Annotated in this window: 26 protein-coding genes and 1 pseudogene; 19 read left to right on the top strand and 8 right to left on the bottom strand. The window is 74.5% G+C overall.

Going from position 1 to position 26307, the window contains the following annotated elements; translation table 11 throughout:
• Positions 1–86: 86 nt before the first annotated feature.
• A complete protein-coding gene (locus ANAE109_RS17810; protein ID WP_012098273.1) occupies positions 87–881 on the bottom strand; it encodes a DUF481 domain-containing protein in 795 nt (264 codons plus the stop codon).
• A 155-nt stretch (positions 882–1036) separates the two neighbouring features.
• Here ANAE109_RS17810 and ANAE109_RS17815 point away from each other — a divergent pair, with 155 nt between their 5' ends.
• Complete coding sequence (locus tag ANAE109_RS17815) at positions 1037–3595, top strand: RNA helicase (protein WP_041448481.1); 2559 nt, start codon at positions 1037–1039, stop codon at positions 3593–3595.
• Positions 3596–3598: 3 nt separating this feature from the next.
• On the opposite strand, the gene ANAE109_RS17820 is transcribed toward ANAE109_RS17815, so the two are convergent.
• The gene (locus tag ANAE109_RS17820; RefSeq protein ID WP_012098275.1) at positions 3599–4339 is read right to left on the bottom strand and encodes a hypothetical protein; all 741 of its coding nucleotides are present in this window, start codon (positions 4337–4339) and stop codon (positions 3599–3601) included.
• A 96-nt stretch (positions 4340–4435) separates the two neighbouring features.
• Here ANAE109_RS17820 and ANAE109_RS17825 point away from each other — a divergent pair, with 96 nt between their 5' ends.
• A complete protein-coding gene (locus ANAE109_RS17825) occupies positions 4436–4741 on the top strand; it encodes a hypothetical protein (RefSeq protein ID WP_041449381.1) in 306 nt (101 codons plus the stop codon).
• On the opposite strand, the gene ANAE109_RS17830 is transcribed toward ANAE109_RS17825, so the two are convergent.
• On the bottom strand, positions 4662–5255 hold the full coding sequence (locus ANAE109_RS17830) for a DUF488 family protein (protein ID WP_012098277.1): 594 nt from the start codon (positions 5253–5255) through the stop codon (positions 4662–4664). The genes ANAE109_RS17825 and ANAE109_RS17830 overlap by 80 nt on opposite strands.
• Positions 5256–5558: 303 nt before the next feature.
• Between ANAE109_RS17830 and ANAE109_RS25375 the strand changes: the two genes are divergently transcribed.
• Together ANAE109_RS25375 and ANAE109_RS17835 are read left to right on the top strand one after the other, a co-directional pair.
• Positions 5559–5705 (top strand): hypothetical protein, encoded by a 147-nt coding sequence (locus ANAE109_RS25375; RefSeq protein WP_158305911.1) that lies wholly within the window; start codon positions 5559–5561, stop codon positions 5703–5705.
• An 81-nt stretch (positions 5706–5786) separates the two neighbouring features.
• Positions 5787–6140: a hypothetical protein gene (locus tag ANAE109_RS17835; protein ID WP_012098278.1), complete on the top strand. Its 354-nt coding sequence runs from the start codon at positions 5787–5789 to the stop codon at positions 6138–6140.
• A gap of 24 nt (positions 6141–6164) precedes the next feature.
• Here the strand turns inward: ANAE109_RS17835 and ANAE109_RS17840 are convergent, their stop codons facing one another.
• The gene (locus ANAE109_RS17840) at positions 6165–6533 is read right to left on the bottom strand and encodes a peptide chain release factor-like protein (RefSeq protein WP_012098279.1); all 369 of its coding nucleotides are present in this window, start codon (positions 6531–6533) and stop codon (positions 6165–6167) included.
• 182 nt (positions 6534–6715) lie between these two features.
• Between ANAE109_RS17840 and ANAE109_RS17845 the strand changes: the two genes are divergently transcribed.
• The 7 genes and pseudogenes from ANAE109_RS17845 to ANAE109_RS24995 all read left to right on the top strand — a co-directional run.
• Positions 6716–8302, top strand: a complete 1587-nt coding sequence (locus ANAE109_RS17845) for a 7TM domain-containing protein (protein ID WP_012098280.1) — start codon at positions 6716–6718, stop codon at positions 8300–8302.
• Entirely contained in the window at positions 8299–9273 is a 975-nt protein-coding gene (locus ANAE109_RS17850; RefSeq protein WP_012098281.1) for a sugar-transfer associated ATP-grasp domain-containing protein, read from the top strand. The genes ANAE109_RS17845 and ANAE109_RS17850 overlap by 4 nt, the downstream gene beginning before the upstream one ends.
• Entirely contained in the window at positions 9270–11174 is a 1905-nt protein-coding gene (locus tag ANAE109_RS17855; RefSeq protein WP_012098282.1) for a tetratricopeptide repeat protein, read from the top strand. Before ANAE109_RS17850 ends, ANAE109_RS17855 begins: the two co-directional genes overlap by 4 nt.
• Before the next feature lie 17 nt (positions 11175–11191).
• On the top strand, positions 11192–12391 hold the full coding sequence (locus ANAE109_RS17860; RefSeq protein WP_012098283.1) for a tol-pal system YbgF family protein: 1200 nt from the start codon (positions 11192–11194) through the stop codon (positions 12389–12391).
• A gap of 13 nt (positions 12392–12404) precedes the next feature.
• Complete coding sequence (locus ANAE109_RS17865) at positions 12405–13598, top strand: hypothetical protein (RefSeq protein WP_012098284.1); 1194 nt, start codon at positions 12405–12407, stop codon at positions 13596–13598.
• A 61-nt stretch (positions 13599–13659) separates the two neighbouring features.
• Entirely contained in the window at positions 13660–14418 is a 759-nt protein-coding gene (locus ANAE109_RS17870; protein ID WP_012098285.1) for a class I SAM-dependent methyltransferase, read from the top strand.
• A gap of 323 nt (positions 14419–14741) precedes the next feature.
• Positions 14742–14900, top strand: a pseudogene (locus tag ANAE109_RS24995) (HNH endonuclease); the annotation flags it as partial.
• Between the two features lie 344 nt (positions 14901–15244).
• On the opposite strand, the gene ANAE109_RS17875 reads toward ANAE109_RS24995, so the two are convergent.
• Entirely contained in the window at positions 15245–16411 is a 1167-nt protein-coding gene (locus tag ANAE109_RS17875) for a GNAT family N-acetyltransferase (protein ID WP_012098286.1), read from the bottom strand.
• Between the two features lie 125 nt (positions 16412–16536).
• Here ANAE109_RS17875 and ANAE109_RS17880 point away from each other — a divergent pair, with 125 nt between their 5' ends.
• The 4 genes from ANAE109_RS17880 to ANAE109_RS17895 are packed head-to-tail and all read left to right on the top strand — an operon-like array spanning position 16537 to position 20502.
• Positions 16537–17511 (top strand): fumarylacetoacetate hydrolase family protein, encoded by a 975-nt coding sequence (locus ANAE109_RS17880; RefSeq protein WP_012098287.1) that lies wholly within the window; start codon positions 16537–16539, stop codon positions 17509–17511.
• The gene (maiA, locus tag ANAE109_RS17885; protein WP_012098288.1) at positions 17508–18170 is read left to right on the top strand and encodes a maleylacetoacetate isomerase; all 663 of its coding nucleotides are present in this window, start codon (positions 17508–17510) and stop codon (positions 18168–18170) included. Before ANAE109_RS17880 ends, maiA begins: the two co-directional genes overlap by 4 nt.
• Entirely contained in the window at positions 18167–19342 is a 1176-nt protein-coding gene (locus tag ANAE109_RS17890) for a 4-hydroxyphenylpyruvate dioxygenase family protein (protein ID WP_012098289.1), read from the top strand. Before maiA ends, ANAE109_RS17890 begins: the two co-directional genes overlap by 4 nt.
• Positions 19343–19344: 2 nt before the next feature.
• A complete protein-coding gene (locus tag ANAE109_RS17895; protein ID WP_012098290.1) occupies positions 19345–20502 on the top strand; it encodes a homogentisate 1,2-dioxygenase in 1158 nt (385 codons plus the stop codon).
• Here the strand turns inward: ANAE109_RS17895 and ANAE109_RS17900 are convergent.
• Positions 20414–21199, bottom strand: coding sequence for a hypothetical protein (locus ANAE109_RS17900; RefSeq protein ID WP_234945176.1), 786 nt, complete (start codon positions 21197–21199; stop codon positions 20414–20416). The genes ANAE109_RS17895 and ANAE109_RS17900 overlap by 89 nt on opposite strands.
• Before the next feature lie 156 nt (positions 21200–21355).
• Between ANAE109_RS17900 and alr the strand changes: the two genes are divergently transcribed.
• Positions 21356–22537: an alanine racemase gene (gene alr / locus ANAE109_RS17905; RefSeq protein ID WP_012098292.1), complete on the top strand. Its 1182-nt coding sequence runs from the start codon at positions 21356–21358 to the stop codon at positions 22535–22537.
• Between the two features lie 14 nt (positions 22538–22551).
• On the opposite strand, the gene ANAE109_RS25380 is transcribed toward alr, so the two are convergent.
• Positions 22552–22980 carry a CBS domain-containing protein gene (locus ANAE109_RS25380; protein ID WP_012098293.1) on the bottom strand — a complete coding sequence of 143 codons (429 nt, stop codon included), beginning with the start codon at positions 22978–22980 and terminating at the stop codon, positions 22552–22554.
• 187 nt (positions 22981–23167) lie between these two features.
• On the opposite strand from ANAE109_RS25380, the gene ANAE109_RS17915 reads away from it, so the two are divergent.
• Positions 23168–23554 carry a hypothetical protein gene (locus ANAE109_RS17915; protein ID WP_041448483.1) on the top strand — a complete coding sequence of 129 codons (387 nt, stop codon included), beginning with the start codon at positions 23168–23170 and terminating at the stop codon, positions 23552–23554.
• A 1-nt stretch (position 23555) separates the two neighbouring features.
• Here the strand turns inward: ANAE109_RS17915 and ANAE109_RS17920 are convergent, their stop codons facing one another.
• Positions 23556–24050 carry a hypothetical protein gene (locus tag ANAE109_RS17920; protein WP_012098295.1) on the bottom strand — a complete coding sequence of 165 codons (495 nt, stop codon included), beginning with the start codon at positions 24048–24050 and terminating at the stop codon, positions 23556–23558.
• Between the two features lie 161 nt (positions 24051–24211).
• Between ANAE109_RS17920 and ANAE109_RS17925 the strand changes: the two genes are divergently transcribed.
• Complete coding sequence (locus ANAE109_RS17925; RefSeq protein WP_012098296.1) at positions 24212–24583, top strand: VOC family protein; 372 nt, start codon at positions 24212–24214, stop codon at positions 24581–24583.
• Between the two features lie 110 nt (positions 24584–24693).
• Entirely contained in the window at positions 24694–26304 is a 1611-nt protein-coding gene (locus ANAE109_RS17930) for an NAD(P)/FAD-dependent oxidoreductase (RefSeq protein WP_012098297.1), read from the top strand.
• Positions 26305–26307 lie beyond the last annotated feature (3 nt).

Raw genomic sequence — 26307 nt, forward strand, 5'->3', positions numbered from 1 at the left:
CGCCGGATTGTCCTTCAACCCTCCCCGGGCCGCCACCCTCGCGGCCTGGCCCGGAGTCACGCCGGGGACGCCTCCGCCGCGAGCGTCTAGAAGGCCACCTCGGCGATGAAGGAGAGCTTCGTGTCGGTCTCCACCTTCCCGGGCGCCGGCGCCGAGTCCCACGCGACGAGGTACGCGGCCCCGATCGTCAGCGCGGAGACGAGCCTCGTCGTGAGCTTGGTCTGCGAGCGCGCGTTGTACCGCTCGTCGCCGAGGACGTTCGCGAGGACCTCCGCCTCCTCCACGAAGGTCGTGTCCTTCGAGAGGGCGAGCTGGAACGTGGCGCCGATGCGCGGCGCGAGGAGCTCCACGTCCTCCAGGTCCCCCACCGGCGCCGCGGCGGTCGCGTAGTACTGCCAGCGCGAGTCGTACGCGTAGCGGCCGCCCAGGTCGGTGCGGAGGAAGAGGTGACGGTCGCCCTCCTGCTTGCGGTCGATCCAGACCACGCTCGCGCCCGCGTCGCCGAAGGCGCGGTACTCGAGGCTCGCGACGTGATCCGTCTCCGCGCCCACGATCGTGAACACGGAGAGGTGCGGCGCGAGCTTGCGGTCGCCGCGGAGCTGGCCCGAGCTGGCGAGCGCCACGGTCTCGGACGGCGTCGAGCGGTCCGCCGGGCGCGTGCGGCCGTAGACGCTCGTCGTGCGCAGCGCCAGGATCCACTTGGCCCACTCGCGCTGCACGGCCGCGGCGCCGTTCACGGTGGTGGTGCTCGTGTTCCCGGTGAGGTGGATGACCCCGGCGCCGGCCGTGCCGGACCACTCGGGCTTCACGGGGGCCGGCTCGGCCGCGGCGAGCGCGGGCGCGAGGAGGAGCGCGGGGAGGACGTGTCGGAGCGTGGACATGCGCGGCAGTCTCGCCCACGACTCCGTCACTCGCCACGAAACGGCGGCGCGCGTCCGCGACGGATCGCCTCGCCGCGCGTCCGGCCCCGGCGGCCCCCGGGTCGGCGGTGGGCCCCTGGCGTCGGGGGGCCGCGCGCGGTACGTACTCCCCGCTCATGACCACCGCCGCCGCCCTCGGAGAGGCCCCGCTCGCCGCGCTCCTGCCCCCCCACGGCGAGACGCTCGCCCCCGACGCCGTCCTCGATCGCTTCGTGGCCTGGGTCGGGGCCACCGGGCTGACGCTCTACCCGCACCAGGAGGAGGCGATCCTGCAGCTCCTGGACCGCCGCCACCTCGTGCTCAACACGCCGACCGGCTCGGGCAAGTCGCTCGTGGCGACGTTCCTTCACTTCCAGGCGATGGCGGAGGGGAAGCGCTCGTTCTACACGTGCCCGATCAAGGCGCTCGTCAACGAGAAGTTCTTCGATCTCTGCCGGCTCTTCGGCCCCGACAACGTGGGGATGATGACCGGCGACGCGGCGGTGAACCGCGACGCGCCCATCGTGTGCTGCACCGCCGAGATCCTCATGAACCTCGCGGTGCGCGAGGCGGCGCCGCGCGCGGACGCCGTGGTGATGGACGAGTTCCACTACTACGGGGACCGGGAGCGCGGCGTGGCGTGGCAGGTGCCGCTGCTCGCCCTCGAGGACAGCCGCTTCCTGCTCATGTCGGCGACGCTCGGGGACACGCGGGCGATCGAGGAGTCGCTGCGGCAGGTGAGCGGGCGCGAGGTGGCGGCGGTGCGCCACGCGGCGCGCCCGGTGCCCCTGGAGTTCGAGTACCGGGAGACGCCGCTGCACGAGACGCTCGAGGCGCTCGTCACCGCCGTCCGCGCGCCCATCTACCTCGTCAACTTCACCCAGCGCGCCGCGGCCGAGCAGGCGCAGAACCTCATGAGCGCGAACTTCTCCTCGAAGGAGGAGAAGGGGCGCATCGCCGCGGCGCTGGAGGGCTTCCGGTTCGACTCCCCCTACGGCAAGGACCTGCAGCGCTTCCTGCGCCACGGCGTCGGGCTCCACCACGCCGGCCTCCTCCCCAAGTACCGGCTGCTCGTCGAGAAGCTCGCGCAGGGCGGTCTCCTCAAGGTGGTCTCGGGGACCGACACGCTCGGCATGGGCGTGAACATCCCCATCCGCACCGTCCTCTTCACCCAGCTCTGCAAGTTCGACGGCGAGAAGACCGCCATCCTCTCGGCCCGCGACTTCCACCAGATCTCCGGGCGCGCGGGCCGCAAGGGCTTCGACGAGCGCGGGTACGTGGTCGCCCAGGCGCCGGAGCACGTCATCGAGAACAAGCGGCTCGCCGAGAAGGCCGCCGCCGGCAAGAAGGTCGTGAAGAAGCAGCCTCCCACGAAGGGGTACGTCCACTTCGACCGGAGCACCTTCGAGCGGCTCATCCAGAAGGAGCCCGAGCCGCTCGAGAGCCGCTTCGATCCCACCTTCGCCCTCCTCGTGAACCTGCTGCAGAGCGAGACCTCGCGAGTCGGCGGCGGGTACGGGCGGCTCGTCGAGCTCATCGCGCGCTCGCACGGGAACGACTACGTCCGCGCCAAGCACCGGCGCCTCGCGGCCCAGCGCTTCCGCACGCTCCGCGCCGCCGGCCTCCTCGAGGTGCGGCGCGTCGAGGGCTACCCCGGCGCCTACGTCCGGCCCTCGCGCGGCCTGCAGAAGGACTTCTCCCTCTTCCACACGCTCGCCCTCTACCTGCTCGACACCCTGCCGCGCATCCCGCCCGAGCGCGAGACGTACGCGCTCGACGTGCTCTCCATGGTCGAGTCGATCCTGGAGGATCCGGACGTCATCCTCTGGAAGCAGCTCGACCGCGCCCGCGGCGAGGCGGTCGCCGAGATGAAGGCGAAGGGGATGGAGTACGACGAGCGGATGGCGGAGCTCGAGAAGGTCGAGTACCCGAAGCCGAACCGGGACTTCGTCTACGCCACGTTCAACGAGTTCGCCGCCAAGCACCCATGGGTCGGCCAGGAGAACATCCGCCCGAAGTCGATCGCGCGCGAGATGGTCGAGCGCTTCATGACGTTCGCGGACTACGTGCGCGAGTACGAGCTGCAGCGGTCGGAGGGGCTCCTGCTGCGCTACCTCTCCGAGACGTACAAGACGCTCGTGCAGACCGTCCCCGAGACCTACCGGGACGACGCGCTGCTGGACGTGATCGCCTTCCTGCGCGCGACGGTGCGCGGGGTCGACTCGTCGCTCATCGACGAGTGGGAGCGCATGCGCGACCCGGCGTACCAGGCGAGCGCGATCGACGCGCGCGCCGCCGTGGCGGAGACGCTGGGGCCGCCGCCGGTGTGGGCCGACCCGCGCGCCTTCGCGGCGCGGATCCGCAACGAGCTCCACGCGCTGCTCGTCGCGCTCGCGCGCAAGGATCTCGCCGCCGCGCTCGCCGCCCTGGCGCCGGGGGGCGAGTGGACTGCGGCGCGCCTCGAGGAGGCGATGGCCCCCTACTGGGCGGAGCACGGGCGCATCGACACGACGCCCGCCGCGCGCCGCCCTCACAACACGTTCGTGAAGGAGCTCGGGCCGCGCCGCTGGGAGGCGATCCAGCGGATCGTGGACGAGCACGGCGAGGTCGACTGGATGATCCAGTGCGAGATCGACCTCACGGCGCCCCGCGACCCGGAGCTCCCGCTGCTCTCCCTGGTGCGCGTCGGGGCCTGATGCTCACGGCCGGAAGAGATCCGGCGGGAACGAGCCGGGGAAGTCGACGCTCGTGAGCACCGTCTCGCCGGTGTTCTTCCCGTTCGCCCAGTTCTCCTCGTGGAACGGGACGAGCACGCCGTCCACGGTGCGGAAGTCCGAGTAGGTGGTGACGAACTCGACCGGCGCTGGTCCGGCGGCGCTCCCGCGAGAGCGCAGGATGCGGCCGCTGTCGGCCTCGATGGCCGCCTCGACGGTGACCCCCGGCGCGACCTCGAGCGCGAGCACCCGCAGCGTCCTGCCCCCGAGCGCGACCGTGCCGCGCGAGGTGACCTTGGCCCCCGGCGCGGCGAGCAGCGCGGGGAGATCCATGCGCGCCGCCTGCAGGATCATGGCGGCGAGGGGCGGCCCGGTCACCTCCTGCCCCTGCCGCCAGCCGCGCCCGCCGTCCAGCACGCGGATCTCGCCGTCCGGCGCGTCCGGGAACGCGACCTCGACCCGCAAGCGGCCGGGGCGGGCGTAGGCGCGGGCGAGGCGGCCGGGGCCTCCCGGGTGCAGGAGCGAGGTCACCGTGCCCTCGTGCACGCTCGCGGACGCGCGCCCGATCGCCGCGGCCCCGCCGTACGCCTCGACGCAGCGCCGGATGAGCGCCGCGGTCTCGCGCTCTGCCGCGGCGGCGGCGCGGGGGTTCGGGGTGGGCGCAGCCTTCGCCGCCGGGGCGGAGGGAGCGGCGGCGAGGAGCACGGCGAGCGAGAGGGCGAGCAAGGGGGACCTCGGGACGGCGGGGCGGCGAGTGTCCCCCGCCCGGCGGAGCGGACGCAACGGGTGGCCGGCGGCGTGGACGAGGGCCACCCTTCACGGGTGACCGAGCTCCTCGGCTGGCTCAGCTCCGCGATCCTCGTCGCGACGATCCTGAAGCAGGTGCACAAGCAGTGGCGGGAGGGGTCCAGCGAGGGCGTCTCGCGCTGGCTCTTCGCGGGCCAGATCGCGGCGTCGACCGGCTTCACGGTCTACAGCGCGCTGCTGGGGAACGCGGTGTTCGTGGTGACGAACGCGATCCTGCTCGCGAGCGCGGTGACCGGCCTCGTCATCGTCCTCCGGCACCGGCGTCGCGCGCGTCGGGCGGGTAGGTCACCTGCCGTCCGGAGATCCGCGCGAACGGCGTGAGCCGGTGCGGGCGGGTCCGGCCCCGGCCGACGATGTGCCGCACCACCACGCCGCGCGCGAGGAGGGCGTCGGCGATGAGGGAGCGGTGGCATCGCCACGGCACCGCCTCGGCGCACATGACCGCCACCGGCCCCTCGCGCGCCAGCGTGCGGAGCTGCACGAGCCCCTCCTCGAACTCCGGCGTCGCCATGTGATCCGCGTAGCCCCGGAAGCTGGCGTTGCGCCACCCGCCGTTCGGCGAGTCCTTGCGGGCTCGCCGCAGGCCGCCGAGCGCCGGCAGGTGGACGTAGCCGATGCCGGCCGCCGCGAGGGCCCGCGCCAGCGCCTCGCCCTCGTACTGCGGGTTCGCGCGCGAGCGCGGGATCGTCCGGACGTCCGCGAGGGTCGCGACCCCCGCCCCCTCGAGCAGCTCCAGGAGCTCGGAGATCGGCCGCGTGGAGTGGCCGACGGCGAGGACCTGCGCCCTCCCCCAGCCTGGCGCCGCCCTCGGCCTCGCTTCCCGCTCCTCGGCCATCTCGACCTCATTAGGCGCTGGCCGGCGCCGCGTTCCAGCCCGCGACGGGTGCGTTCCACCTTCCCAGCGAGGCCCCCGCCGGCCTAAGCTCCGGAACCCCTCCAGGCCGGAGGGGCTCCCACCCCCGCGATGACGACCGCCCCCGAGCCCACCATCGAGATCGACCCCCGCGCCCGCGAGACGCTCCTCGCGCTGGCAGGCACGGGCGAGCACGCGCATTACGTCCGGATCCACGTCGGGCGAGGCTGAGGTGGCTGGAGCTTCCAACTGTCTCTGGACGAGACGGCCGACCCGCAGCGGGACGTGGTGATCGAGGAGCACGGGGTACGGTTCCTGGCGGAGGTGCACCAGCGGCACCTCGTCGAAGGGCTCCGCATCGAGGTGCAGCGCGTCTTCGGCCGCGAGGGGCTCGTGGCGTACAGCCCGCGGCTCGAGCCGGGCGGTTGCTGACGGCAGGCGGGCGCCTCCTCGCGGGGTAACGAGAACCCCAGGATTGACAAGGACCCAGCCGCGATCGATACGTTCCGGCCGATGCTGGGCAAGCGCAACGAGCCGAAGCGGTGGCCGCGGGGTCAGAAGTTCACGCTCTCCCCGGAGGGCGCGGACGCCGAGGCCGCCTACCGGAACGTCGTCGCCGAGTCCCGCTCGAGCGGGCGCGCGGCGCTCGACGCCGCGCTGGCGGCCTGGGCCGGCCCGCACCGCGTGGCCCCGGCCGACGGGGTGGTCCTCTCGGAGCTGCGCGGCAAGCGGCTCGGCGTTCCGGACCTGGTGCGCGAGCTGGAGGCCGCCGGCATCGCCGCGGACGAGGTGCGCGCCTCGCTCGAGCGGCTCGTCGCCGCGGGCGTCGTCGCGCCCATTCCGCTCGCGTCGCAGCTCGGGAACTAGGGACGGCCCTCGAGCCGCCGACCCCTACTCCCAGCCGCGCCGCCCCGCCTTCTTCTCCCCGCGTCGCTTCTTCGCCGCGATGCGGCGCTCCTGCGAGCCGCGCGTCGGCCGGGTGGGCCGCCTCGCCTTCGGGCGGTGCGCGAGCGGGCCGAGCCGCTCGCGCAGGCGCGCCAGCGCCGCCTCCCGGTTCTGGAGCTGGCTGCGCCGCTCGGTGGCGGTGACGGTCACGCCGGTGGGGCGGTGGACGAGCCGGACCGCGCTCTCCGTCTTGTTCCGGTGCTGCCCGCCCGGTCCGCCCCCCACGAAGAACGTCTCCTCGCACTCGGCGAGGAGCGCCGCCTCGGGGAGCGCGAGCGCGCGGCGCGCGGCGGCGCGGAGCTCTTCCGTGATCACCCGGTCCTCGAGAGTCGCATGAGGCCGGGAGAGTAACGCGGCCGGCCGCAGGCGCGGAGCCGGGTCGGGCGAGGTGCGCGCCCGCCCCGCGCCAGCCCCGCTCCGCCCACCCGCCCGGCCAGGCGAGCGGGCGCTACATTGACCGGACGCCGGCCAGCCGTGATGATTCGCCGCACCCGAACATGGCCGTCGCCCACCACCACAAGGTCGCCGCTACCGTCGTCGCGCTCGTCGCCACGACCGCCGCGCTGATGCTCTACAAGGTCCACGCGCTCGGGTACTCGCTCGCGGACATCCTGCCGGTCCGGCAGTACGAGGTCACCTACGCGCTCCGGCTCGACGGACACGGCGGCGACGTCCGCGTGCGGACCTTCCTGCCCGCGAGCGACGCGCGCCAGACGATCTCCGACGAGCGCACCGAGTCGGCGGGGTTCCACCTGTCGCAGGTGCTCGACGGCCCGAACCGGGTGGCGACCTGGGTCGGCGCGCAGATCCCGGACGGCGCCGAGATCCGGCACACCGTGCGGATCGTCCCGCGGCGGGTCGCCTACGCGATCCCCGCCGATCTCCCGGTGCCCACCTCCTACCCGGCTTCGACGGCGCCGGCGCTCCGGCCGGAGAAGGAGATCCAGGTCGACGCGCCCGAGATCGCGGCCGCCCTCGCGAGCATCGGGGCGGACCGCGGGAGCGTCATGGAGCGGCTGCGGCGAATCCATGACTACACCCATGGGCTGACGACGCGGCCGTTCAAGGGAACCACCGACGCGCTCACCGCGCTGCGCCTCGGCGAGGCGAGCTGCAACGGGAAGAGCCGCCTCTTCGTGGCGCTCGCGCGCGCGACCGGCATCCCGGCGCGCCTCGTGGGCGGCCTCATCCTCGAGACCGGCTCGAAGCGCACCTCTCACCAGTGGGTCGAGGCCTACGTGTCCGGCCACTGGATCCCGTTCTGCCCCACGAACGATCACTTCGGCGAGCTCCCCGAGCGCTACCTCTCCCTCTACTACGGCGACGAGGTCCTGTTCCGGCACACGGCCGACGTGAACTTCGACTACCGGTTCGACGCCCGCTCGCAGCTCGTCCCCTCGCCCCGCGCCAAGGCGTCCTTCACGTTCCTCGACGTGTGGGGCCTGTTCGATCGCCTGAAGCTGCCCTTCAGCCTGCTGCGGACGATCCTGATGCTCCCCATCGGCGCGCTCCTCACGGTACTCTTCCGGAACGTCGTCGGCATGCCGACGTTCGGCACGTTCCTGCCCGCGCTGCTCGCCGCCGCGGCGGGCGAGACCGGCGCCGGGTTCGGCGTCCTCGCGGTGCTCATCGTGGTCGCGGCGGTCGCGACCGCTCGCTGGGCCGTGTCGCGGCTCGAGCTCCTCCACTCGCCCACGCTCGCGATCCTGCTCTGCGCGGTGGTCGTCACCCTCGTCGGCACCTCGATGCTCGCCGAGCGGCTCGGGATCTCCGGGCTCACCCACGTGACGCTGTTCCCGCTCGCGGTGCTCGCCATCTGCGCCGAGCGCTTCTACCTCTCGCTCACCGAGCACGGGGCGCGCGCGGCCGGCAAGGAGCTCGCGGGCACGCTCGTCGTGATGCTCGCCTGCTACGTGGTGATGAACTCGCTCGCGCTGCAGGTGCTCGTCATCGGGTTCCCCGAGGTGCTGCTGCTCGCGGTCGCCGCGAACGTGTACCTCGGGCGCTGGGTGGGGATGCGGCTCAGCGAGTACCGGCGGTTCCGCGGGCTGCTCGGGGCCGCCTCGCCCGGAGGCTCGCCGTGAGCCTCTTCGCCGCCGCGCGCGGCCGCGTCCGCGCGCTCCTCGCGCGGCGCGAGGCGATCTACGGCATCAACCGCCGCAACCTCGTCCTCGTGTACCCCAACAACCACCGGCGCGATTACCCGCTCGCGGACGACAAGCTCCTCGCGAAGCAGCGGTTCGCGGAGGCGGGGGTGCCGGTCCCGGAGACGCTCGCGGTGTGCGACGGGCTCTTCGCCGTGCCCGGCGTCGTCGAGGCGCTGCGCGGACGGTCGCGCTTCGTCGTGAAGCCGGCGAACGGCTCGGGGGGCGGCGGGATCCTCGTCGCGGGGGAGTGGCTCCCGGACGCCGGCGGCTGGCGCCGCGCGGGCGGCGCCCTCCTCACCCCGCGCGAGCTCTCTCGCCACCTCGCGGACGTGGTCTTCGGGGTCCACTCGAACCAGCTCGAGGACCGCGCCTTCGTGGAGCGCCGCGTCGAGCCGCACGCCGTGTTCGCGGCGCTGTGGGCCGACGGGCTCTGTGACGTGCGCGTCATCACCCTGCGCGGCGAGCCGGTGCTCTCGATGATCCGCGTCCCCACCGCCGAGTCGGGCGGGCGCGCGAACCTGCACCAGGGCGGCCTCGGGATCGCGGTGGACCTCGCCACCGGCGAGACCTCCCGCGCGCTCCACCACGGCCGCGCCGTGGAGCGCCACCCGGAGTCCGGCGCGCCGCTCGTCGGGCTCGCCCTGCCCCGCTGGCCCGAGATCCTCGACGTGGCGCGCCGGGCCGCCCGCGCGGTGCCGCTCGGCTACCTCGGCGTGGACGTGGTGGTCGACCGCGAGCGCGGGCCGCTCGTCCTCGAGATCAACGCGCGCCCCGGCCTCGAGATCCAGAACGTCACCGGCCGCGCGCTCGGGGACGCGCTCGCGGCGCTGGAGCACGCGCCCGCCGGGCTCACGGAGGCGCGGGCGCCGATCGTGCGCGCTGGCGGCGCGCAAGGGAGCGCCGCATGAACCCGCTCGTCCTCGACCGCCTCTGGCCCATGCTCGTGTTCCTCGGCCTGCTGCTCGCGGGGGCGCTCGCGCTCGAGACCTTCGCCGCGCGGCGCGGCAACGACCCGCTCGTCATCTCCATCGCGGGGGACGAGGTGACGCTGGACGACGACGACGCGTCGGCCTCCGCGGCGACGGCCGCGGATGCGCCGGTCTCGGACGCGCACGCGCGCGCGCGGCGCGCGGCCCGCCGGGGCGAGCAGGCGGAGGCGCTGAAGCTCTACGAGGCCGCGCTCGCCGCGAGCCCCGGGGCCGCCGTCCTCGAGGAGGAGCTCGGCGCCGTGCTCCTCGCCGCGGGCGACGCGGCCAAGGCGCTCCCGCACCTGGAGCGCGCGGAGCAGCTCGACCCCGGCGCGCAGCGCGCGCTCCGCGTCGGGCTCGCCCGCGCGCGCCTCGGCGACCTGGAGGGCGCCGAGCGCGACCTCCGCCGCTCGCTGGAGCGCCGGCCCACCGGCGACGCTCGCGTCGCGCTCGGGAACGTGCTCCGGCGCCGCGGCGATCCGGTCTCGGCCATCGCGCTGCTGGAGCCGGCGGTCGCCTCCGGATCGAACGAGGATCGCGCCAGGGCGCTCGTCGCGCTCGGCGCGGCCGAGCTCGCCGCCGGGCGGCGCGAGTACGCGGAGCTCCGCTTCTCGAAGGCCGTCGAGTACGCGCCCGCGCGCGTGGAGATCCTGCTCGGCGTGGCGCGCGCCTGGCTCGCCACGGGCACCGCTCCCGACGTGCGCCGCGCGGTGCAGGTGCTCCTCAGGGCCGCGGACCTGGCGCCGGACGTCGCCGCGGTCCACGCGCTGCTCGGGCGCGCCCACGAGCGTGCGGACGAGCCGGGCGCGGCGCTCGAGGACTACGATCGCACCCTGCGTCTCGACCCCACCCACCGGTACGCGCGGCGCCGCCTGCTGCGGCTCGCGCTCCAGGCGCGAGACTTCGCCCGTGCGCGCCACGAGGCGGACCGGCTCGTCGCCGACCGGGCGGAGGAGCCGGAGCACCACTTCCTCGTGGCGCTCGTCGCCGATCGCGACGACCGCGACGACGACGCGCGGCGGGCGTACCGGAAGGCGATCGCGGTCGCCAGGGGCGACTACCCCGAGGCGTACCTGAACCTCGGCGCGCTCGAGAAGCGCGCGGGCGACGTCGCGGCCGCGCGCGCGGCGTACGGCGAGGCGCTGCGCCTGCGGCCCGATTACGGGGCCGCCTGGCTGAACCTCGGCAAGCTCGAGGAGGCGGGCGGCGACCCGGGCGCGGCCGAGGCGGCGTACCGCAAGGCCCTCGCGCTCGACGCGAAGTACGCCGCCGCCTGGCTCGCGCTCGGGCAGCTCCAGTCCGCCGCGGGGAGGTTCGAGGAGGCGCGGTCGTCGCTCGGACGCGCCCTCGTGGCCCGCCCGGGCTACGACGCCGCCCAGCTCTCGCTGGGCGTCGCCGCCGCGCGCGCCGGCCGTCCCGACGAGGCCATCGCCGCGTACCAGGCGCTCCTCGCCCGCTCGCCGCGGAACGTCTCCGCCTGGTACGACCTCGCCCTGGTGCTCGAGGCGGTCTCCCGGCGCGACGAGGCGCGCGCCGCCCTCGCGCGCGCGCTCGCGATCGACCCCGGCCACGCACCCTCGCTGCGCACCGTCGCCCAGCTCCACCTCGACTCTGGCCGGCTGGCGGAGGCTCGCAAGGCGTTCGAGGAGCTCCTCGATCTCGTCCCGGGAGATCTGGAAGGCCGCGCCGCGCTCGCGGAGATCTCCGCCCGCGAGGGGAACCGCGCCGCCTGCGACGCAGCCGCGCGCCGCCTCCTCGCCGAGGCCCCCCAGGACCCGCGCGTCCAGACCCTGCCCGCGCGGTGCGCCGGCCCCCCCGCGCGCACCGTCTCCGCGCCCTAGCCTCGAAGGAACCCTCGGTGCTCAAGCGTCGCCTCTTCACGGTCCCCCGCCTCGTCGTCCTGGCCGTCCTCGCGCTCGCGTGCGGCGGCGGGCAGAAGGGCCCGAGCGCGCCGGGCGTCCCGATCGATCTGAGCCGCCCGGACGACGCGCTCTTCGCCGAGGGCCTCGCGCTCTACGACGCCGCCAACGCCTCGGCGTCCGAAGCGCGCAGGCTCGGCGCGACGGATCTGGCCGCCAGCGCGGCGAAGGAAGCCCAGGCGCTGCAGGGCTACGCGGAGGCGCGGGCGAAATTCGACGCCCTGCCGGTCCGGTTCCCAACCTCCATTCGGCTCGACAACGCCGCCTACCTCGCCGGCCGCTGCAGCTACGAGCGCGGGACGATCGGGGGCGATCCGCTGGAGTTCCAGGACGGCGCGCTCCGGCTCGACGCGATGCAGGTCGCGTTCCCCACCTCGCCGTTCATCGACAACGCCGCCTACTTCGCCGGGCGCGCCCGCTTCCAGCTCGGAGACTACGAGGCCGCGCGCCTTCAGTTCCAGCGCTCGCTCGCGGCGGCTCCGACCGGACCGTACGCGGACAACGCGCAGTACTTCCTCGGCCGCAGCGACTTCGAGCTGGGGCTCGCGCTCGCGGGTGCGGGGGACGGCCTCGGCGCCCATGCGAAGCTCGACCTCGCCGAGGCGGAGCTGCCGGCGGTCCCGACCACGAGCGCGTTCTACGACAACGCGCAGTACTACCTCGGGCGGAGCTACTTCGAGGAGCCGGTGAACGCGACGGCCACGTTCACCTTGCTCTCCCCGGCGGAGTCGGCCGCGCGCAAGGCCAACCTCGAGGCGGCGATCTCTGCCTTCGGGCGCACGCTCGCGGTGCCGGCCGCGACGCACGCGGACTCGGCCCGCTTCTGGCTCGGCCGCGCGCGCTACGCGCACGCGTTCTACGCGACCGCCGGGCTCGACCCGGCGGACCTCGCCGCGGCGGCGGCCGCGTTCCGGGCCGTCCCGGCGACGAGCACCTACGCGGACAACGCGCTCCACTACCTCGCTCGGACGTACGTGAACTCGAGCTGGCGGTACTGCACCACGCCGCACCCGACCGATCCCGCACCCGCCTCGGCCTGCGCCGCCTACGCGGCGCTCGCCGCCGGCTTTCCCTCGAGCAGCTACGTGGCGTCGACGGCGGAGTACCTCGCCGCCCAGACCTGCACGTGCACCTTCTGACAAGGACCCCCCGATGATCCGCACCCTCGCCCCCGTCACAGCCCTCGCGCTGCTCCTGTCGGCCTCGCCCGCGCGCGCCGCCGACGAGGCCCCCAGGTGGACCCTCGACGCCCGCGCCGGCCTGTACGCGGGCGCCTTCGATGGGTGGAGCGTCCGGCGCGACTCGGGCACGCTCCTCCTCGCCGAGGGGGCGCTCACGCCCGAGCTCGAGAGCGGCCGCTTCCAGCTCGAGCTGCCCGTCCGCTTCGCGCACCGGCAGACCTTCGGCGCGACGCTCCCCGAGACCACCGGCTCGGTCGGGGTCGAGCCCGCGTACCGCGTCCTGCGGCGGCTCAAGCTCGGGGCGGAGGCCGGCGTCGGGGGCGCGTGGCGCCCGGGGTGGGACGACCTGTACCAGCGCGACGCGCTCGGCGAGATGCCGGGGACGGACCGCTACGGCTACTTCAGCTGGCGCGCCGGCGTGAGCCTGTACGCGATCCCGGCGCCGCACCAGCACCTCAGGATCAAGTACCGCTACGTCTCGTACTCCTACGTCGAGGACCCCGCCTTCGATCCGGCGGCCCCCATGCACCTCACGCCGCGTGACAACGGGCAGCAGCAGCTCGAGGCGTCGTGGCGGATCCTGGGCGAGCGCTACGCGACGGCGTTCCGGGTGGACTACGTCCACCGGCAGGACTTCACGCTCCTCGCGCGCGACGCGGGGACCGGCGCGACGAGCGGGAACCCGGAGCAGCAGCTCGACTCGGTGGAGCCGTCCGTGGAGATCGAGCTCGCGAGGCTGGGCGGCGCCGTGGACGTCTCGCTCCGCTACGGCTACGAGGTGCAGCGCGACGCGTTCCAGGGCTACTACTCCTACCAGGGGCAGCACCCTCGCCTCATCGTGAAGTCTCCCCTCACGGATCGCCTCGAGGCAGCGCTCCGCGCGGAGGCGTGGCTCCGCGCCTACGGGGCGGACTCGAAGGCGAACACGTCGGACGGGGCGCGGCTCTTCGACCGCCGCTTCGCCCTCGGGGGCGAGCTCCGCTACGCGCTCGGCGGCGGGCTCGCGGCGCGCGCCGAGGCGGAGTGGGTGACGCGTGACACGAACTATCCGGATTACGTCCCCGGCGTCTACCCCGCCGGCCGCTACTACGACGTCCGCTGGAGCTACGACAACGCGCGCGTCATCGCCGGCCTCGAGTGGCGCAGGCCGCGCGCGAGCCGCTGAGGGACCGTCGCCGCCGTCGCTGGCGCTGGCGCGCGGCGGGGCCCGCGGCTAGGCTCCGCGCGTGTCCCGCCGCGGCGTCCGCGTCTCCGATCCCTCCCGCTGGGTCTTCAACCGGCTCGTCGAGGACTACCGCCTGCGACCCGGCTACCCCGGGCCGCTCGTGGCGCGCCTCCTCGCGCTCGCGGGGGGCCCCGGCGCGCGCGTCGCGGAGCTCGGCGCGGGCACCGGCCTCCTCGCGCTGCCCCTGGCGGCCGCGGGCGCCGAGGTGACGGCGGTCGAGCCCGCGCGGGCCATGCTGGACGCGCTGGCCGCGGAGGCCGCGCCGGGCGTGACGCCGGTGCACGCGGCCGGGGAGGACACCGGGCTCCCGGCGGGGTCCTTCGAGCTCGTGGTCCTCGCGGACGCGCTGCAGTGGGTCGATCCGGAGCGCGGCGGGCGCGAGGCGAGGCGGCTGCTCGCGCCCGCGGGCGGGCTCGCCGTGGTGACGCCCCACCTCGCGGAGACCCCGTTCCTCTCGGCCCTGCGGGAGCGGATCGCCGCCGCGAACGTGAAGGCGCGCCCCGCCGCCCCGCCGCTCGCGCTCCTCTTCTCCGTGGCCGGGCTGCCCGCGCCGGTGGAGGAGCGCTTCGAGGCCGAGGAGCTCCTCCCGCCGGACCGGCTCGACGCGGTGCTCCGCTCGCTCTCGTACGTGGGGCCGGCGCTCGGCCCCGGCGCCCTCGAAGCCGTCCTCTTGGATGCGCGGGCGCTCGCGGAGGCCCACGGCGGCGCCGTCTGGCGGCGGGAGATCGTGCTCGCCTGGGCGCGCGCGCCCGCCGGCTGACAGCGTCGCTCGCTCGGGTGAGCAGTCGAAGGACCGCGACCGCGACCCCGACGACCCGACCTCATCATCCATCACGAGTCGGCGACGGTTCTGCCGGAAACGGCTGTATCCGCCAGGCGGCGGTCCCGAGCTGGCTCGAGACGAGGGGGACCGGCCGGAGCGCTACCGAGGACCGGAACGTCGCCGCGCGATCGGCTAACAAGAAACCCGAGGGCGAGACGCGGCACGGGCGTGCTTCGCCCGAACGAGAACGAGATCACGTCTCCGATTGACAGGCCGTTTCATCCTAGTGGCGGTTCGAGTCCGGCGAGCGCTGCGACTGCCGGCGGCGGCTCGAGTACGACCACCTCGAGCCCCTCGCGCTGGGCGGGGCGTCCACGATGGACAACGTCCGGCTGGCCTGCCGTCCCCACAATTTGCTCTCGGCCCGGCAGGTCTTTGGAGATGCGGTGATGGACCGCTACTGCGCCGTCGGCGGTTGACGTCGGAGCAGAACGTGCATTTCTCGCGGTAGCCTTCCTGCCTCATCCGCGTGACCAGCCTGCTCGAGGGCGACTGGATGGCGAGCTGCGCGCGCACGCCCGCGCGCCGCCTCCCGTACGGGCTTCTGGTGAGCCGATCGCGCCGCACCGGTACCGGTATTCGGCGCCGGTCCGGCCCTGCCCCCTCCTCTCGAGCCAACCTCGGCGACGTGCACGAGGCGGAGACGGACCGCCGCCGCGGATCCGGCCGCCGGACCTGAGAGAAATGATCAGACCCCGACCCGCGTCGTCGCATCCCCTCGGCTCCTCGGCCCCGCCCTCCGCGGGCACCATCGGGAGCCTGGTCACCCCCCGAGCCGCGGGTGCTCCGCGCGCCAGCGCTGGACCGCGTCGAGCCGCTCCGCGCGCTCGGCGGCGAGGTGCCGCCGCACGGCCGCGTCCAGCCGCGCGTCGAGGTGGAGGTGCGCGCTCCAGGTCTCCGACGGCTCGAACCCGCGCGAGAGCTTGTGCTCGCCGCCTGCGCCGCCCTCGAACACCTGCTTCCCGCGCCGGATGCACTCGTCGATGGAGTGGTAGAGCGCGACGTTGAAGTGGAGGAACGGGTGATCCTCCACGCACCCCCAGTACCGGCCATAGAGGCGGTCGGGACCGGCGAGGTTGAAGGCCATCGCCACGAGCCTCCCCTCGCGGCGCGCCTCGACCACCTCGACCGCGTCCGGCAGCCAGGCGATGGCCCGCTGGTAGAACCCGAGGTTCACCCAGCGCATCCCCCACACCATGCGATCGGTCGACGCGCGGTGGAGGCGATGGCAGCCTCGCGCCCACCCCTCGGGATCGCGCGCCAGCTCGTCTCCGCGGACGGTGCGGATGGCGATGCCCTGGAGCGCCGGCGCGGCGCGCTCGCGGCGCATCGCGGTCCGGCGCTTCGAGGGGAAGCGCGCGAGGAACTCCTCCGGCGACCGGTAGCCCTCGTTCCGCCAGTGGTACTGGAAGTCCACCCGCGGCGCGAGCCCCGCCCCCTCCAGCTCGCGCGCCTCCTCCGCGTCCGCGAAGAGCACGTGGAGCCCTCGCGCACCCTCGTCCTCCGCCACCTGCCGCGCGCCCGCGAGCAGGGTGGCGACCAGCGCGCGCCGGTCCTCGCCGGGCGCGACGAGGACGCGCCGGCCGGTCGCCGGGGTGAAGGGGACCGCGAGGACGAGCTTCGGGTAGTACGGGATCCCCGCGCGCTCGGCCGCCGCCGCCCACTCCCAGTCCCGGGAAAAGTCTCCGTCCGAGCCGTCCTTCAGGTAGGCGGGCGCGGCCGCGACGAGGGCCCCGCCCCGGCGCAGCGCGAGGTGGCGCGGACGCCACCCCGAGCGCGGCGCGGCCGACCCGCTCTCCTCCAGCGCCCGCAGGAACGCGTGGCGCACGAACGGGCTCGCTCGGGCCGGCTCGTGCGCGAGGAGCGCGTCCCACTCCTCGGCCCGGAGCTCCGAGATCGAGGCGTGCGCGGTGAGGGAGAACCCGGTCACGGGCGGTCTTTATAGCGCCGGCCCACGCCCCTGCCGCAACGCGGCACGGCCGCCCCTCGACCTCACCGGGACGCCCCGCGCACCTCGCGTCGGCGAAGGGACGCCATTACTACCTTCGCCCCAGGATGCGCCTCGCGACCTTACGTGACGGGAGCCGCGACGGGCGGCTCGTGGTGGTGCGCCAGGACGGCGGGGCGTTCGCCGACGCCTCCGGGGTCGCGCCGACGCTCCAGGACGCGCTCGACGGCTGGGAGGCGTGCGAGCCCGCGCTGCGGGCCCTCGCCGAGTCGGTCGACGCGGGCCGGGTCCACGCCGAGCCGCTCGATCCCGCGCGCCTGCTGTCGCCCTTGCCGCGCGCGTACGAGTGGGTGGACGGATCGGCGTTCCTGAACCACGTGCGGCTCGTGCGGAAGGCGCGAGGGGCGGAGCCGCCTCCCACGCTCGAGCGCGACCCCCTCGTCTACCAGGGCGGCTCCGGCGTGCTGCTCGCGCCCTGCGAGGACCTCGCGCTCCCCGATCCGGCCTGGGGCATGGACTTCGAGGCCGAGGTCTGCGCCGTGCTGGGCGACGTGCCGCGCGGCGTCGCGGCCGGCGACGCGGGGCGGTACGTGCGGCTCCTCTGCCTCGCGAACGACGTCACCTACCGGAACCTCGTGCCGGCGGAGCTCGCGAAGGGCTTCGGCTTCTTCCAGTCGAAGCCGTCGACCGCCTTCTCCCCGTTCGCCGTCACGCCCGACGAGCTCGGCGGCGCGTGGCGCGGCGGGCGGCTCTTCTCGCGGCTGGAGGTGCGCTGGAACGGCGAGCGCGTCGGGGACGTGGACACGGGGGAGATGCACTTCTCCTTCCACGATCTCCTCGAGCACGTGGCGCGGACGCGCGCCTTCACCGCGGGCACCCTCCTCGGCAGCGGCACGGTGTCGAACGCCGACCGCGCCCGCGGCTACTCGTGCATCGCCGAGCGGCGCGCGCTCGAGATGATCGAGGAGGGGGCGCCGCGGACGCGCTACCTCCAGCCCGGTGACCGCGTCGAGATCGCGGTGCGCGACGCCGGTGGACGCGACGTGTTCGGCACGATCCGGCAGCGGGTGGTGGCGGCATGATGCGGCTCTACTCCTACTGGCGGTCCTCCTCGGCCTGGCGCGTCCGCATCGGCCTCGCGCTGAAGGGCCTGCCCTACGAGTACGCGGCGGTGAACCTCCTCGCCCAGGAGCAGTTCGACGCGGCGTACCAGGCCCGCAACCCGATGGCGCAGGTGCCGGTGCTGGAGGTCTCGGAGCACGGCTACACGGTGCGCCTCGCGCAGTCGATGGCCATCCTGGAGTGGCTCGACGAGCGACATCCGCAGTCCCCGCTCCTGCCGCGGGATCTCGACGGCCGCGCCCGGGTGCGCATGCTCGCCGAGCACGTGAACTCGGGGATCCAGCCCCTCCAGAACGCGATCGTGCTCCGCACGCTCCGCGGGAAGCTGCCCGGCTACGACCAGGAGTGGGCGGGGCTCTGGATCCGCCGGGGGCTCGACGCGCTCGAGCGCACCCTGCAGGACGACGAGACGGGCCGCTTCTGCCACGGGGACGCGCCCGGGCTCGCCGACTGCTACGTGGTGCCCCAGCTCTACAACGCGCGCCGCTTCGGCCTGGACGTGTCCCCGTACCCCACGCTCCTGCGCATCGAGGAGGCCTGCGCCGCGCTCCCGGCCTTCCACGCCGCCCACCCCGACCAGCAGCCGGACGCACCGCCGGCGGACCGGAGGACACCATGACCACGACCAGGCTGGAGCCGCTGGGGATCCGCCGCATCGAGGCGCTGCACTACTACGTCCACGACCTGGAGCGGAGCCGCCGCTTCTACGTCGAGCGCCTGGACTTCTCCGAGTCCGGCGCCTCCACGCCCGAGCTCGAGCGCGAGGGGCGGCAGCGCTCCGCGGCGTTCGAGGCCGGCGACGTGCGCATCCTCTGCTCCCAGCCGGCCGGCGAGGGCGGGCGCGCCTGGCGCTACCTGCGCAAGCACCCCGACGGCGTCGGCGCGGTGATCTTCGAGGTGGAGGACGCCGAGCGCGCCTTCCGCCTGCTCGAGGAGCGCGGCGGGACCCCCATCACCGACCTCCAGGTCCACGAGGACGACGGGGGGACGCTCCGCACCTTCAACATCACGACGCCGCTCGGCGACACCACCTTCCGGTTCGTGGAGCGCCGCGGGTACCGCGGGCTCTACCCCGGCGTCGCGCGCCACGCGGCGCCGAAGGGCGGGGCGAACGCGTTCGGCTTCGGCTACGTCGACCACCTCACCTCGAACTTCCAGACCATGAAGCCGGCGCTCCTCTGGATGGAGCACGTGCTCGGCCTGGAGGAGTTCTGGGAGGTCCAGTTCCACACGAAGGACGCCGCCGAGGCGAAGCGGGCGGCGATCCAGGCGCAGAAGGGGTCGGGGCTGCGCTCGGTGGTGATGAAGGACCCCGCCTCGGGCGTGAAGTTCGCGAACAACGAGCCGTGGCGGCCCGCGTTCAAGTCCTCCCAGATCAACGTGTTCAACGAGGATCACCGCGGCGACGGCATCCAGCACGCCGCGCTCACCGTCGCGGACATCCTCTCCGCCGTGCGCGGCCTGCGCGCGCGCGGGGTCGAGTTCATGCCGACGCCGGCGTCCTACTACGAGGCGCTCCCCGAGCGGATCCGGCGCACCGGGATCGGCCGGATCGACGAGCAGGTGGAGACGCTGCGGGAGCTCGAGATCCTGGTGGACGGCGCCGGCCAGGGCTCTTACCTGCTCCAGATCTTCCTGCGCGACGCGGCGGGGCTGTACCACGAGCCCGCGGCCGGCCCCTTCTTCTTCGAGATCATCCAGCGCAAGGGCGATCAGGGGTTCGGCGCGGGGAACTTCCGCGCGCTCTTCGAGTCGATCGAGCGCGAGCAGCAGCGCGAGGGGCGCACCTAGCCATGCTCGACCGGATCGTGCAGGGCGCGGTCCCGCGGAAGCACCACATCGCCTTCCGCGATCCCGACGGGCGCCTCCTGCACGAGGAGGCCTTCACGCGCGCCGGGTTCGACGGTGCGTACACCCTCGCCTACCACCGGCACCGGCCCCACGCGACGCACGCCGCCGAGGTCCGTCACGGCTGGACGCTGCCGCGGGCGGCGCCGCCGCGCGGTCTCCTGAAGCGCCACTACCGCACGCAGGAGCTCCCCCTGCCCGCGGGGCCGGCGGTGGACGCGCGCGTCCCGCTCCTCTTCAACGCGGACGTGGTCGTCGGCCTCGCCACGCCGAGCGCGGAGGATCCGGTCTACCTCTCGAACGGCGACGGCGACGACCTCTTCTTCGTCCTCGAGGGAGGCGGGCTCTTGCGCACGCCGCTCGGCGACCTGCGCTTCGCGCAGGACGACTACGTCTACGTGCCGAAGGGGCTCCTCCACCGCTTCGTGCCGGGCGCGGGTCCGCAGCGCTGGCTCTCCCTCGAGTTCCCGGGCGGCCTCCACCTGCCCTCCCAGTGGCGCAACGAGACCGGCCAGCTCCGCATGGACGCGCCCTACTCCCACCGCGACTTCCGCCGCGTCGAGTGGACGGGCCCGCTCGACGAGGGGATCCGCGAGCTCCTCGTCAAGCGCGCCGGGGCTTTCCACGCCTTCCGCTACGACGAGTCGCCGCTCGACGTGGTGGGCTGGGACGGCGCCGTGTACCCGTTCGCCTTTCCCATCCTGAACTTCCAGCCGCGCGCCGGGCTCGTGCACCTGCCGCCCACCTGGCACGGCACCTTCGCCGCCCGCGGCGCGCTGGTGTGCTCGTTCGTCCCGCGCGTGGTGGACTTCCACCCCGAGGCGATCCCCTGCCCCTACCCGCACGCCTCGCCGGACGTGGACGAGATCCTGTTCTACGTCCGCGGGGAGTTCACCTCCCGGCGCGGCGTGGGCCCCGGCTCGATCTCGCACCACCCCGCGGGCGTGATGCACGGGCCGCACCCGGGCGCCTACGAGGGCTCGATCGGCGCCCGCACCACGAGCGAGCTCGCGGTCATGCTCGACTGCTACCTCCCGCTCGCCGCGACCCCCGCCGCGCTGGGGATCGAGGACCCCGGCTACCAGGAGAGCTTCGTGCGCTGAGCGCGGCCTCAGCGCCCTTCGACGCGGCCCCCTTGGAGCGAGGCTTCGCCGGGGACGCGCGGCGCGCCGGGCGCGGGGCGGCCTCGAGCTCCTCGACCTCCTCCTCCTGCCCGATCGCGAGCTGCTCGCCCTCGCTCTCCTCCGCCTCCTCGCTGGCCCCGGGCGCCGGCGCGGGCGGCGCCCCCCGCGCCAGCTCGAGGAGCCGCTCGGTGGAGATGGGGATCTTGAGCCCGCGCCCGCCGTTCTCGAGGAACAGCCGCAAGCCGTACTCGTAGTGACGCTTCACCGCGTTCAGGATGGACTCGTAGATCGGCTGGAGGTGCTCGGGCGTGGGCGCCGCGACCTCGAAGTCCTCGAAGCCGAACAGGCTCACGATGTAGCGGGTGTCGAGCTTCTTGAAGCGGAGGCGGAGGAGGATGGAGTCGCGGGCGCGCGGCTCCTCGATGGCGAGGCGCAGGCCCACGTGCCAGAAGGCGTCGGGGTCGAGGTGCATGGCGTCCTCGATCCGGTGCGTCGGCGCGGCCGGCGCGTCGCCGGGGAGCGGCTCGTAGGTGACGAGCTCGCGCGGCCAGCCGGCGTGGTCGATGAGCCCGCGCGACAGCGTCGCGGCGAACAGGACGCACTCGGAGCGGTACGCCGCGAACTGCGAGCGCGCGTCCTCGAGCGTCTGGCAAAGCTGCTGGTAGCGGCTGATCACGGCAGTTCCCCCTCCGCAGCGAGCATCCCGCATCGGCGCCGGCATCTCCCGCGCCGTCCGGGGCGTGTAGCACGGGGTCGGAGGCGCCGCCGCGTCACGAGCGGGCGAGCGCCTCCCCGAACCTGAGAAGGGCGGAGGCGCGTATATTGCCGCCTCATGGTCACGGACCCTTCCCAGTGGGGCGGCCGGCCGGTCTGGGCGGAGATCGACCTGGACGCCCTCGCCCACAACGTCCGCCTGCTCGCCGCCCGCGCCGCGCCCTCCAAGCTGTACGCGGTGGTGAAGGCGAACGCCTACGGGCACGGCGCGATCGCGGTGGGCCGGGCGGCCCTCGCCGCGGGCGCCTCAGCGCTCGCCGTCGTCTGCGTGGACGAGGCGGAGGAGCTCCGCCGCGGCGGGGTGGACGCCCCCATCCTGGTCATCGGGTACACGCCGCCCGCGGACGCCGCGCGGGTGGTGGCGCTCGACCTCCGGCCGACCGTGGCCTCCGCCGACGTCGCCGAGGCGCTGGCCGTCGCCGCCAAGCGGCGGGGCGTCCCGGTCGCGGTGCACCTCGAGCTCGAGACCGGCCTCAACCGGCATGGCCTCACGCCGGACGCGCTCGTGGCGCTGGCGACGCGCCTGCGCGCCATGCCCGAGCTGCGGGTGGAGGGCCTCTTCACGCACTTCGCCGCCGCCGAGGAGGGCGATCAGCGCTTCACGCGCCGCCAGTTCGACGTCCTGCGCGACGTCTCCGCGAGGCTCTCCTGGATCCCGGAGCGCCACTGCGCCGCGTCGGCGAGCCTGCTGCTCGACCACGAGATGGCGCTCGAGGTGGTGCGGGCCGGCCTGTCGATGTACGGCTACCGCCCCGCCCCGTGGTGCGGCACCGACGCGGACCTGCGCCCGGTGCTCTCGCTGCGCGCCCGGGTGGCGCGCGTCCTCGAGGTCGAGCGCGGCGCGACCGTCGGCTACGGGCGGACCTGGGCGGCGGCGCGACCTTCGCGCGTGGCCCTCGTCATGTGCGGCTACGCCGACGGCTACCGCCGCTCCCTCGGGAACCGCGCCCACCTGCTCGTGCGCGGCCGCCGCGCGCCGGTCGTCGGCCGCGTCGCCATGGACATGTGCATGGTGGACGTGACCGCCGTCCCCGAGGTGCGCGCGGGCGACGTCGCGACGCTCCTCGGGCGGGACGGCGAGGAGCGCGTGGACGCGGACGAGCTGGCGTCGCTCGCCGACACCATCTCGTGGGAGATCCTCGCCGGCATCACCGCGCGCGTGCCGCGGCTCTACCTGCGCGGCGGCGTGGTGGAGTCGGTCTCCACGCTCGCCGAGCGCGTGCCGCTCGCGCCGGGGTAGGCGGCGGCGTGCCGCTACGGGTGGATCTCCCGCTCGGAGATCTGCCGCATCGTCTCGGCGGCGCGCCGATCGTCCTCCTCCTCGACCACGTCGGAGAGGCTGATGACGCCCACCAGCCGGCCGTCCTCGTCCACGATCATCATCCGCGACTTCCGGTAGCGCGCCATGAGCTCCTCGGCGGCCTCGATGGGATCGCTCTCCCGGCAGGTGATGATCTCCCGCGTCATCACCGCTCCCGTGCGCGTCTCGCTGGCGCGGCGGTCCTCGCCGCACACCCGCAGGGCGATGTCACGGTCCGTCAGGGCGCCCAGCGGGTGCCCGTCGGCGTCGCAGATGGGGACGAAGCCGATGTTCACCTCGCGCATGCGAAGCGCGACGGCGAGGACGGAGTCGGTCTCGCGGAACGTCTCGACCTCGCTCTTCATGACCTCCCGGCACAGCATGGGGCACCTCCATGTGCTGGCGGACTGGACCGGCGTCTCGCACCGTGGATAAACCCCGGCACGAGCCGGTGGCGCGCCCGCGCGGGGGGAACCCGGCATGGGCCGCCGCGGGGGCCTGGACGCCTCCCGGACAGGCACGGCGGCGAGCGCGCCGTCCGGCGCCCCGGACGGCGCTATATTGCCGCTCATGCCCGTGACCGTGGAGACCGGCACCACCCTGGCCTTCGACCGCTTCTGGCGCTGGCTCAAGCGCCACCCGAACTGCATCCTGCGCGCCGGGACCTCCGACGCCTTCCTCTACGACGACGAGGATCTCCACTGGCACCTCGAGGAGGACGAGGAGCGCACGCCCACCGTCCAGGTCCTGCGCGGCAAGCAGCTCCTGGGCGAGATCGTGATCGAGGCCCGCGAGGTCATGTTCGTCCAGGCCATGCCCGATCCCGACGGCGAGCAGGGCCAGTTCCTGTTCGAGCTCGTGGGGGGCTCCGGCGACGAGCCTTACGCCGTGTACCACGTGGTGGTCGCGCACGGCTTCGACGAGGAGGCCCAGCACCGGCCGCAGCTGAAGCAGTGAATCACGCCCTGGGCGTCAGGGGCTCGCGCCAGCCCGCGAGCACGTCGCGCACCCGCTCGTAGCCGTCGAGCTCGCGCGGGACGACGATCCCGCGGCCGTCGCGTGCGCGCACCGCCAGCCCGGCGGGGAGCTCCTCGATCGCGGTCACGTCGGCGCGGAGGATCCGCACCGGAGGGAAGCCGAACACCATCCGCCCGATCGCGTCCTCCTCGAGGGCGATCTCGAACGACGTCCACCGGGCCCGGAAGCGCCTCATGCGTCGCACGTACGAGAAGGCCGCGAGGACGAGCAGGAGCGCGAACGGGATCACGAGCGCGTCGAGGCCGCGGCCGCTCTCGCGCATCCCCGCGGCGTAGGCGGCGAGCACGAGCAGCACGACGGCGACGAACGTCGCGGCGAAGCGGCGATTCATCCTGCGGGCGGTGGCGCGCGACGCGTCCGGCCGGAGCCGGAAGCGGGTCACGATGCGGTGCTCCATCTCCATTCGGGGGCGCATGCTACGTCCCGCGCGCGACGAACGCCACCGGTCCCGTGCTGCCGGAACGGCGCCCGACCGCCCGCCGCCGCCCCCCGCGGGCGGGATCCCGGCAGGAAGGCGCGGCGGGTTGCCGCGCCGCTTACGTGGCACGCGGAGCACCGCAGACAAGGAGGAGCGACATGCTGGGGAATCGTCACTTCACGGCCATGTTGCCGGTCACCGACGTCGCCCGCGCCCGGAAGTTCTACGAGGAGAAGCTGGGGCTGCACGCGACCCGGACGCTGGACAACGGGGACGTGCTGTTCCAGGGAGACGGCGGTGAGTTCGCGCTCTATCCGCGGGAGGCGCCGCCGAAGTCGGATCACACCGCGATGTCGTGGGAGGTGCCCGACGTTCGCGCCGAGGTGAAGGACCTGCGGGCGCGCGGCGTGCAGTTCGAGGAGTACCCGCAGCTGAAGACGAAGGAGGGCGTCGCCGAGGTCGGCAACGAGACCTGCGCCTGGTTCAAGGACCCGGACGGCAACATCCTCTGCATCCACCACCACGCGTGAGCGCCCTTTGGACGGCTCGCGCCGAGGCCCGGGAAGGCCGCGCGCCGGGCCGTCCGCCGCGCTAGGCACGCCGGCGGGCTCCGGCTCCGGCTCCGGACCCGCGCTCGCGCGTGCTGACCTGGGACGTCATCGTCGTCGGCGGAGGCCACAACGGCCTCGTCCTCGCGGCGTACCTCGCCCGCGCGGGCGAGCGCGTCCTGGTGCTCGAGGCGCGCGACCGCGTGGGCGGCGCCTGCACCACCGAGGAGACCTGGGCGGGCTTCAAGGTGTCCACCGCGGCGTACGTGGTGAGCCTCTTCCGTCCGGAGATCGTGCGCGACCTGGAGCTGGCCCGGCACGGCTACGCGGTGCTGCGCCGCGACCCGTCCTCGTTCACGCCGCTCCCGGACGGCCGCTCGCTGACGCTCGGGCCGGACCTGGCGCGCAACCAGCGCGAGGTGGCGCGGTTCTCGGAGCGCGACGCGGCCCGGCTGCCCGGCTACGAGGCCCAGCTCGAGCGGATCGCGCGCGCCATCGAGCCTTCGCTCCTGGAGACGCCGCCCGATCCGTTCTCGGGGCGGCCGCGCGAGCTCCTGCGCCTCGCGCGGATGGGCGCGCGCCTCCTGCGGCTCGGCGCGGACGGCCCCGCGGCGGTGGAGATCCTCACCGGCGCCGCTCGCGACGTGCTCGACCGCTGGTTCGAGTCGGACGCCCTCAAGGCGACGCTCGCCACCGACGCCATCATCGGCGCCTGGGCCTCGCCGTCGACGCCGGGCACCGCCTACGTGCTCTTCCACCACGTGATGGGCGAGGTGGACGGCGCGCGCGGCGTCTGGGGCTACGTCCGCGGCGGCATGGGCGCCCTCCCGGAGGCGATCGCCGCCGCGGCCCGAGCGGCGGGCGCGGAGATCCGGACCGGCGCGCGCGTCGCGCGCATCCAGGTGCGCGGCGACGCCGCCGAGGGCGTGGTGCTCGAGGACGGGACCGAGCTCTACGCCAAGCGGATCGCCTCCAGCGCGGACGCCACCCGGACGCTCCTCGGGCTGGTGGGGGAGGAACACCTGCCGCCGGAGGTGGCCGAGCGGGCGCGCCGCATCGACTACGCGAGCGGGTCGGTGAAGATCAACGTCGCCCTGTCCGCGCTGCCTCGCTTCCGCGCGGTGCCCGGAGGCGGCGCGGGGCCAGGGCCGGAGCACCGCGGCACCATCCACGTCGCGCCGTCGCTCGACTACCTCGAGCGCGCCTTCGACGACGCGCGCGCGGGGCTGCCGTCGCGCGCGCCGGTGCTCGAGTGCACCCTGCCCTCCGTGGTGGACGAGAGCGTCGCGCCGGCCGGCAAGCACCTCATGTCGATGTTCGTGCAGTACGCGCCCTTCCGGCTCGCGCAGGGGAGCTGGGACGAGGAGCGCGACCGCTTCGCGGACCGCTGCTTCGCGGCCCTGGAGGAGTACGCGCCCGGGTTCACGGCGGCGGTCCTCGCGCGCGAGGTCCTGGCCCCTCCGGATCTCGAGCGGCGGTTCGGCCTCACCGGCGGAAACATCTTCCAGGGCGCGATGACGCTGCCGCAGCTCTTCTCGATGCGCCCGCTGCCGGGGTTCGCGGATTACCGCACCCCGATCGAGAACCTGTACCTCTGCGGCGCCGCCACCCACCCAGGCGGCGGCGTCATGGGGGCCTGCGGGTACAACGCGGCGCGGGAGATGCTGCGGGATCGCCGGCGCGGCTGGCCGCGGCGACCTTGACTG

It is taken from the genome of Anaeromyxobacter sp. Fw109-5, from assembly GCF_000017505.1.
Lineage (GTDB): Bacteria > Myxococcota > Myxococcia > Myxococcales > Anaeromyxobacteraceae > Anaeromyxobacter.

Bases quoted from the DNA above. Each gene is read 5' to 3' on its own strand.
- ANAE109_RS17810 (WP_012098273.1), bottom strand. From the start codon at position 881: ATGTCCACGCTCCGACACGTCCTCCCCGCGCTCCTCCTCGCGCCCGCG.
- ANAE109_RS17815 (WP_041448481.1), top strand. From the start codon at position 1,037: ATGACCACCGCCGCCGCCCTCGGAGAGGCCCCGCTCGCCGCGCTCCTG.
- ANAE109_RS17830 (WP_012098277.1), bottom strand. From the start codon at position 5,255: ATGGCCGAGGAGCGGGAAGCGAGGCCGAGGGCGGCGCCAGGCTGGGGG.
- ANAE109_RS17835 (WP_012098278.1), top strand. From the start codon at position 5,787: ATGCTGGGCAAGCGCAACGAGCCGAAGCGGTGGCCGCGGGGTCAGAAG.
- ANAE109_RS17845 (WP_012098280.1), top strand. From the start codon at position 6,716: ATGGCCGTCGCCCACCACCACAAGGTCGCCGCTACCGTCGTCGCGCTC.
- ANAE109_RS17855 (WP_012098282.1), top strand. From the start codon at position 9,270: ATGAACCCGCTCGTCCTCGACCGCCTCTGGCCCATGCTCGTGTTCCTC.
- ANAE109_RS17865 (WP_012098284.1), top strand. From the start codon at position 12,405: ATGATCCGCACCCTCGCCCCCGTCACAGCCCTCGCGCTGCTCCTGTCG.
- ANAE109_RS17880 (WP_012098287.1), top strand. From the start codon at position 16,537: ATGCGCCTCGCGACCTTACGTGACGGGAGCCGCGACGGGCGGCTCGTG.
- maiA (WP_012098288.1), top strand. From the start codon at position 17,508: ATGATGCGGCTCTACTCCTACTGGCGGTCCTCCTCGGCCTGGCGCGTC.
- ANAE109_RS17890 (WP_012098289.1), top strand. From the start codon at position 18,167: ATGACCACGACCAGGCTGGAGCCGCTGGGGATCCGCCGCATCGAGGCG.
- ANAE109_RS17895 (WP_012098290.1), top strand. From the start codon at position 19,345: ATGCTCGACCGGATCGTGCAGGGCGCGGTCCCGCGGAAGCACCACATC.
- alr (WP_012098292.1), top strand. From the start codon at position 21,356: ATGGTCACGGACCCTTCCCAGTGGGGCGGCCGGCCGGTCTGGGCGGAG.
- ANAE109_RS25380 (WP_012098293.1), bottom strand. From the start codon at position 22,980: ATGCTGTGCCGGGAGGTCATGAAGAGCGAGGTCGAGACGTTCCGCGAG.
- ANAE109_RS17915 (WP_041448483.1), top strand. From the start codon at position 23,168: ATGCCCGTGACCGTGGAGACCGGCACCACCCTGGCCTTCGACCGCTTC.
- ANAE109_RS17920 (WP_012098295.1), bottom strand. From the start codon at position 24,050: ATGCGCCCCCGAATGGAGATGGAGCACCGCATCGTGACCCGCTTCCGG.
- ANAE109_RS17925 (WP_012098296.1), top strand. From the start codon at position 24,212: ATGCTGGGGAATCGTCACTTCACGGCCATGTTGCCGGTCACCGACGTC.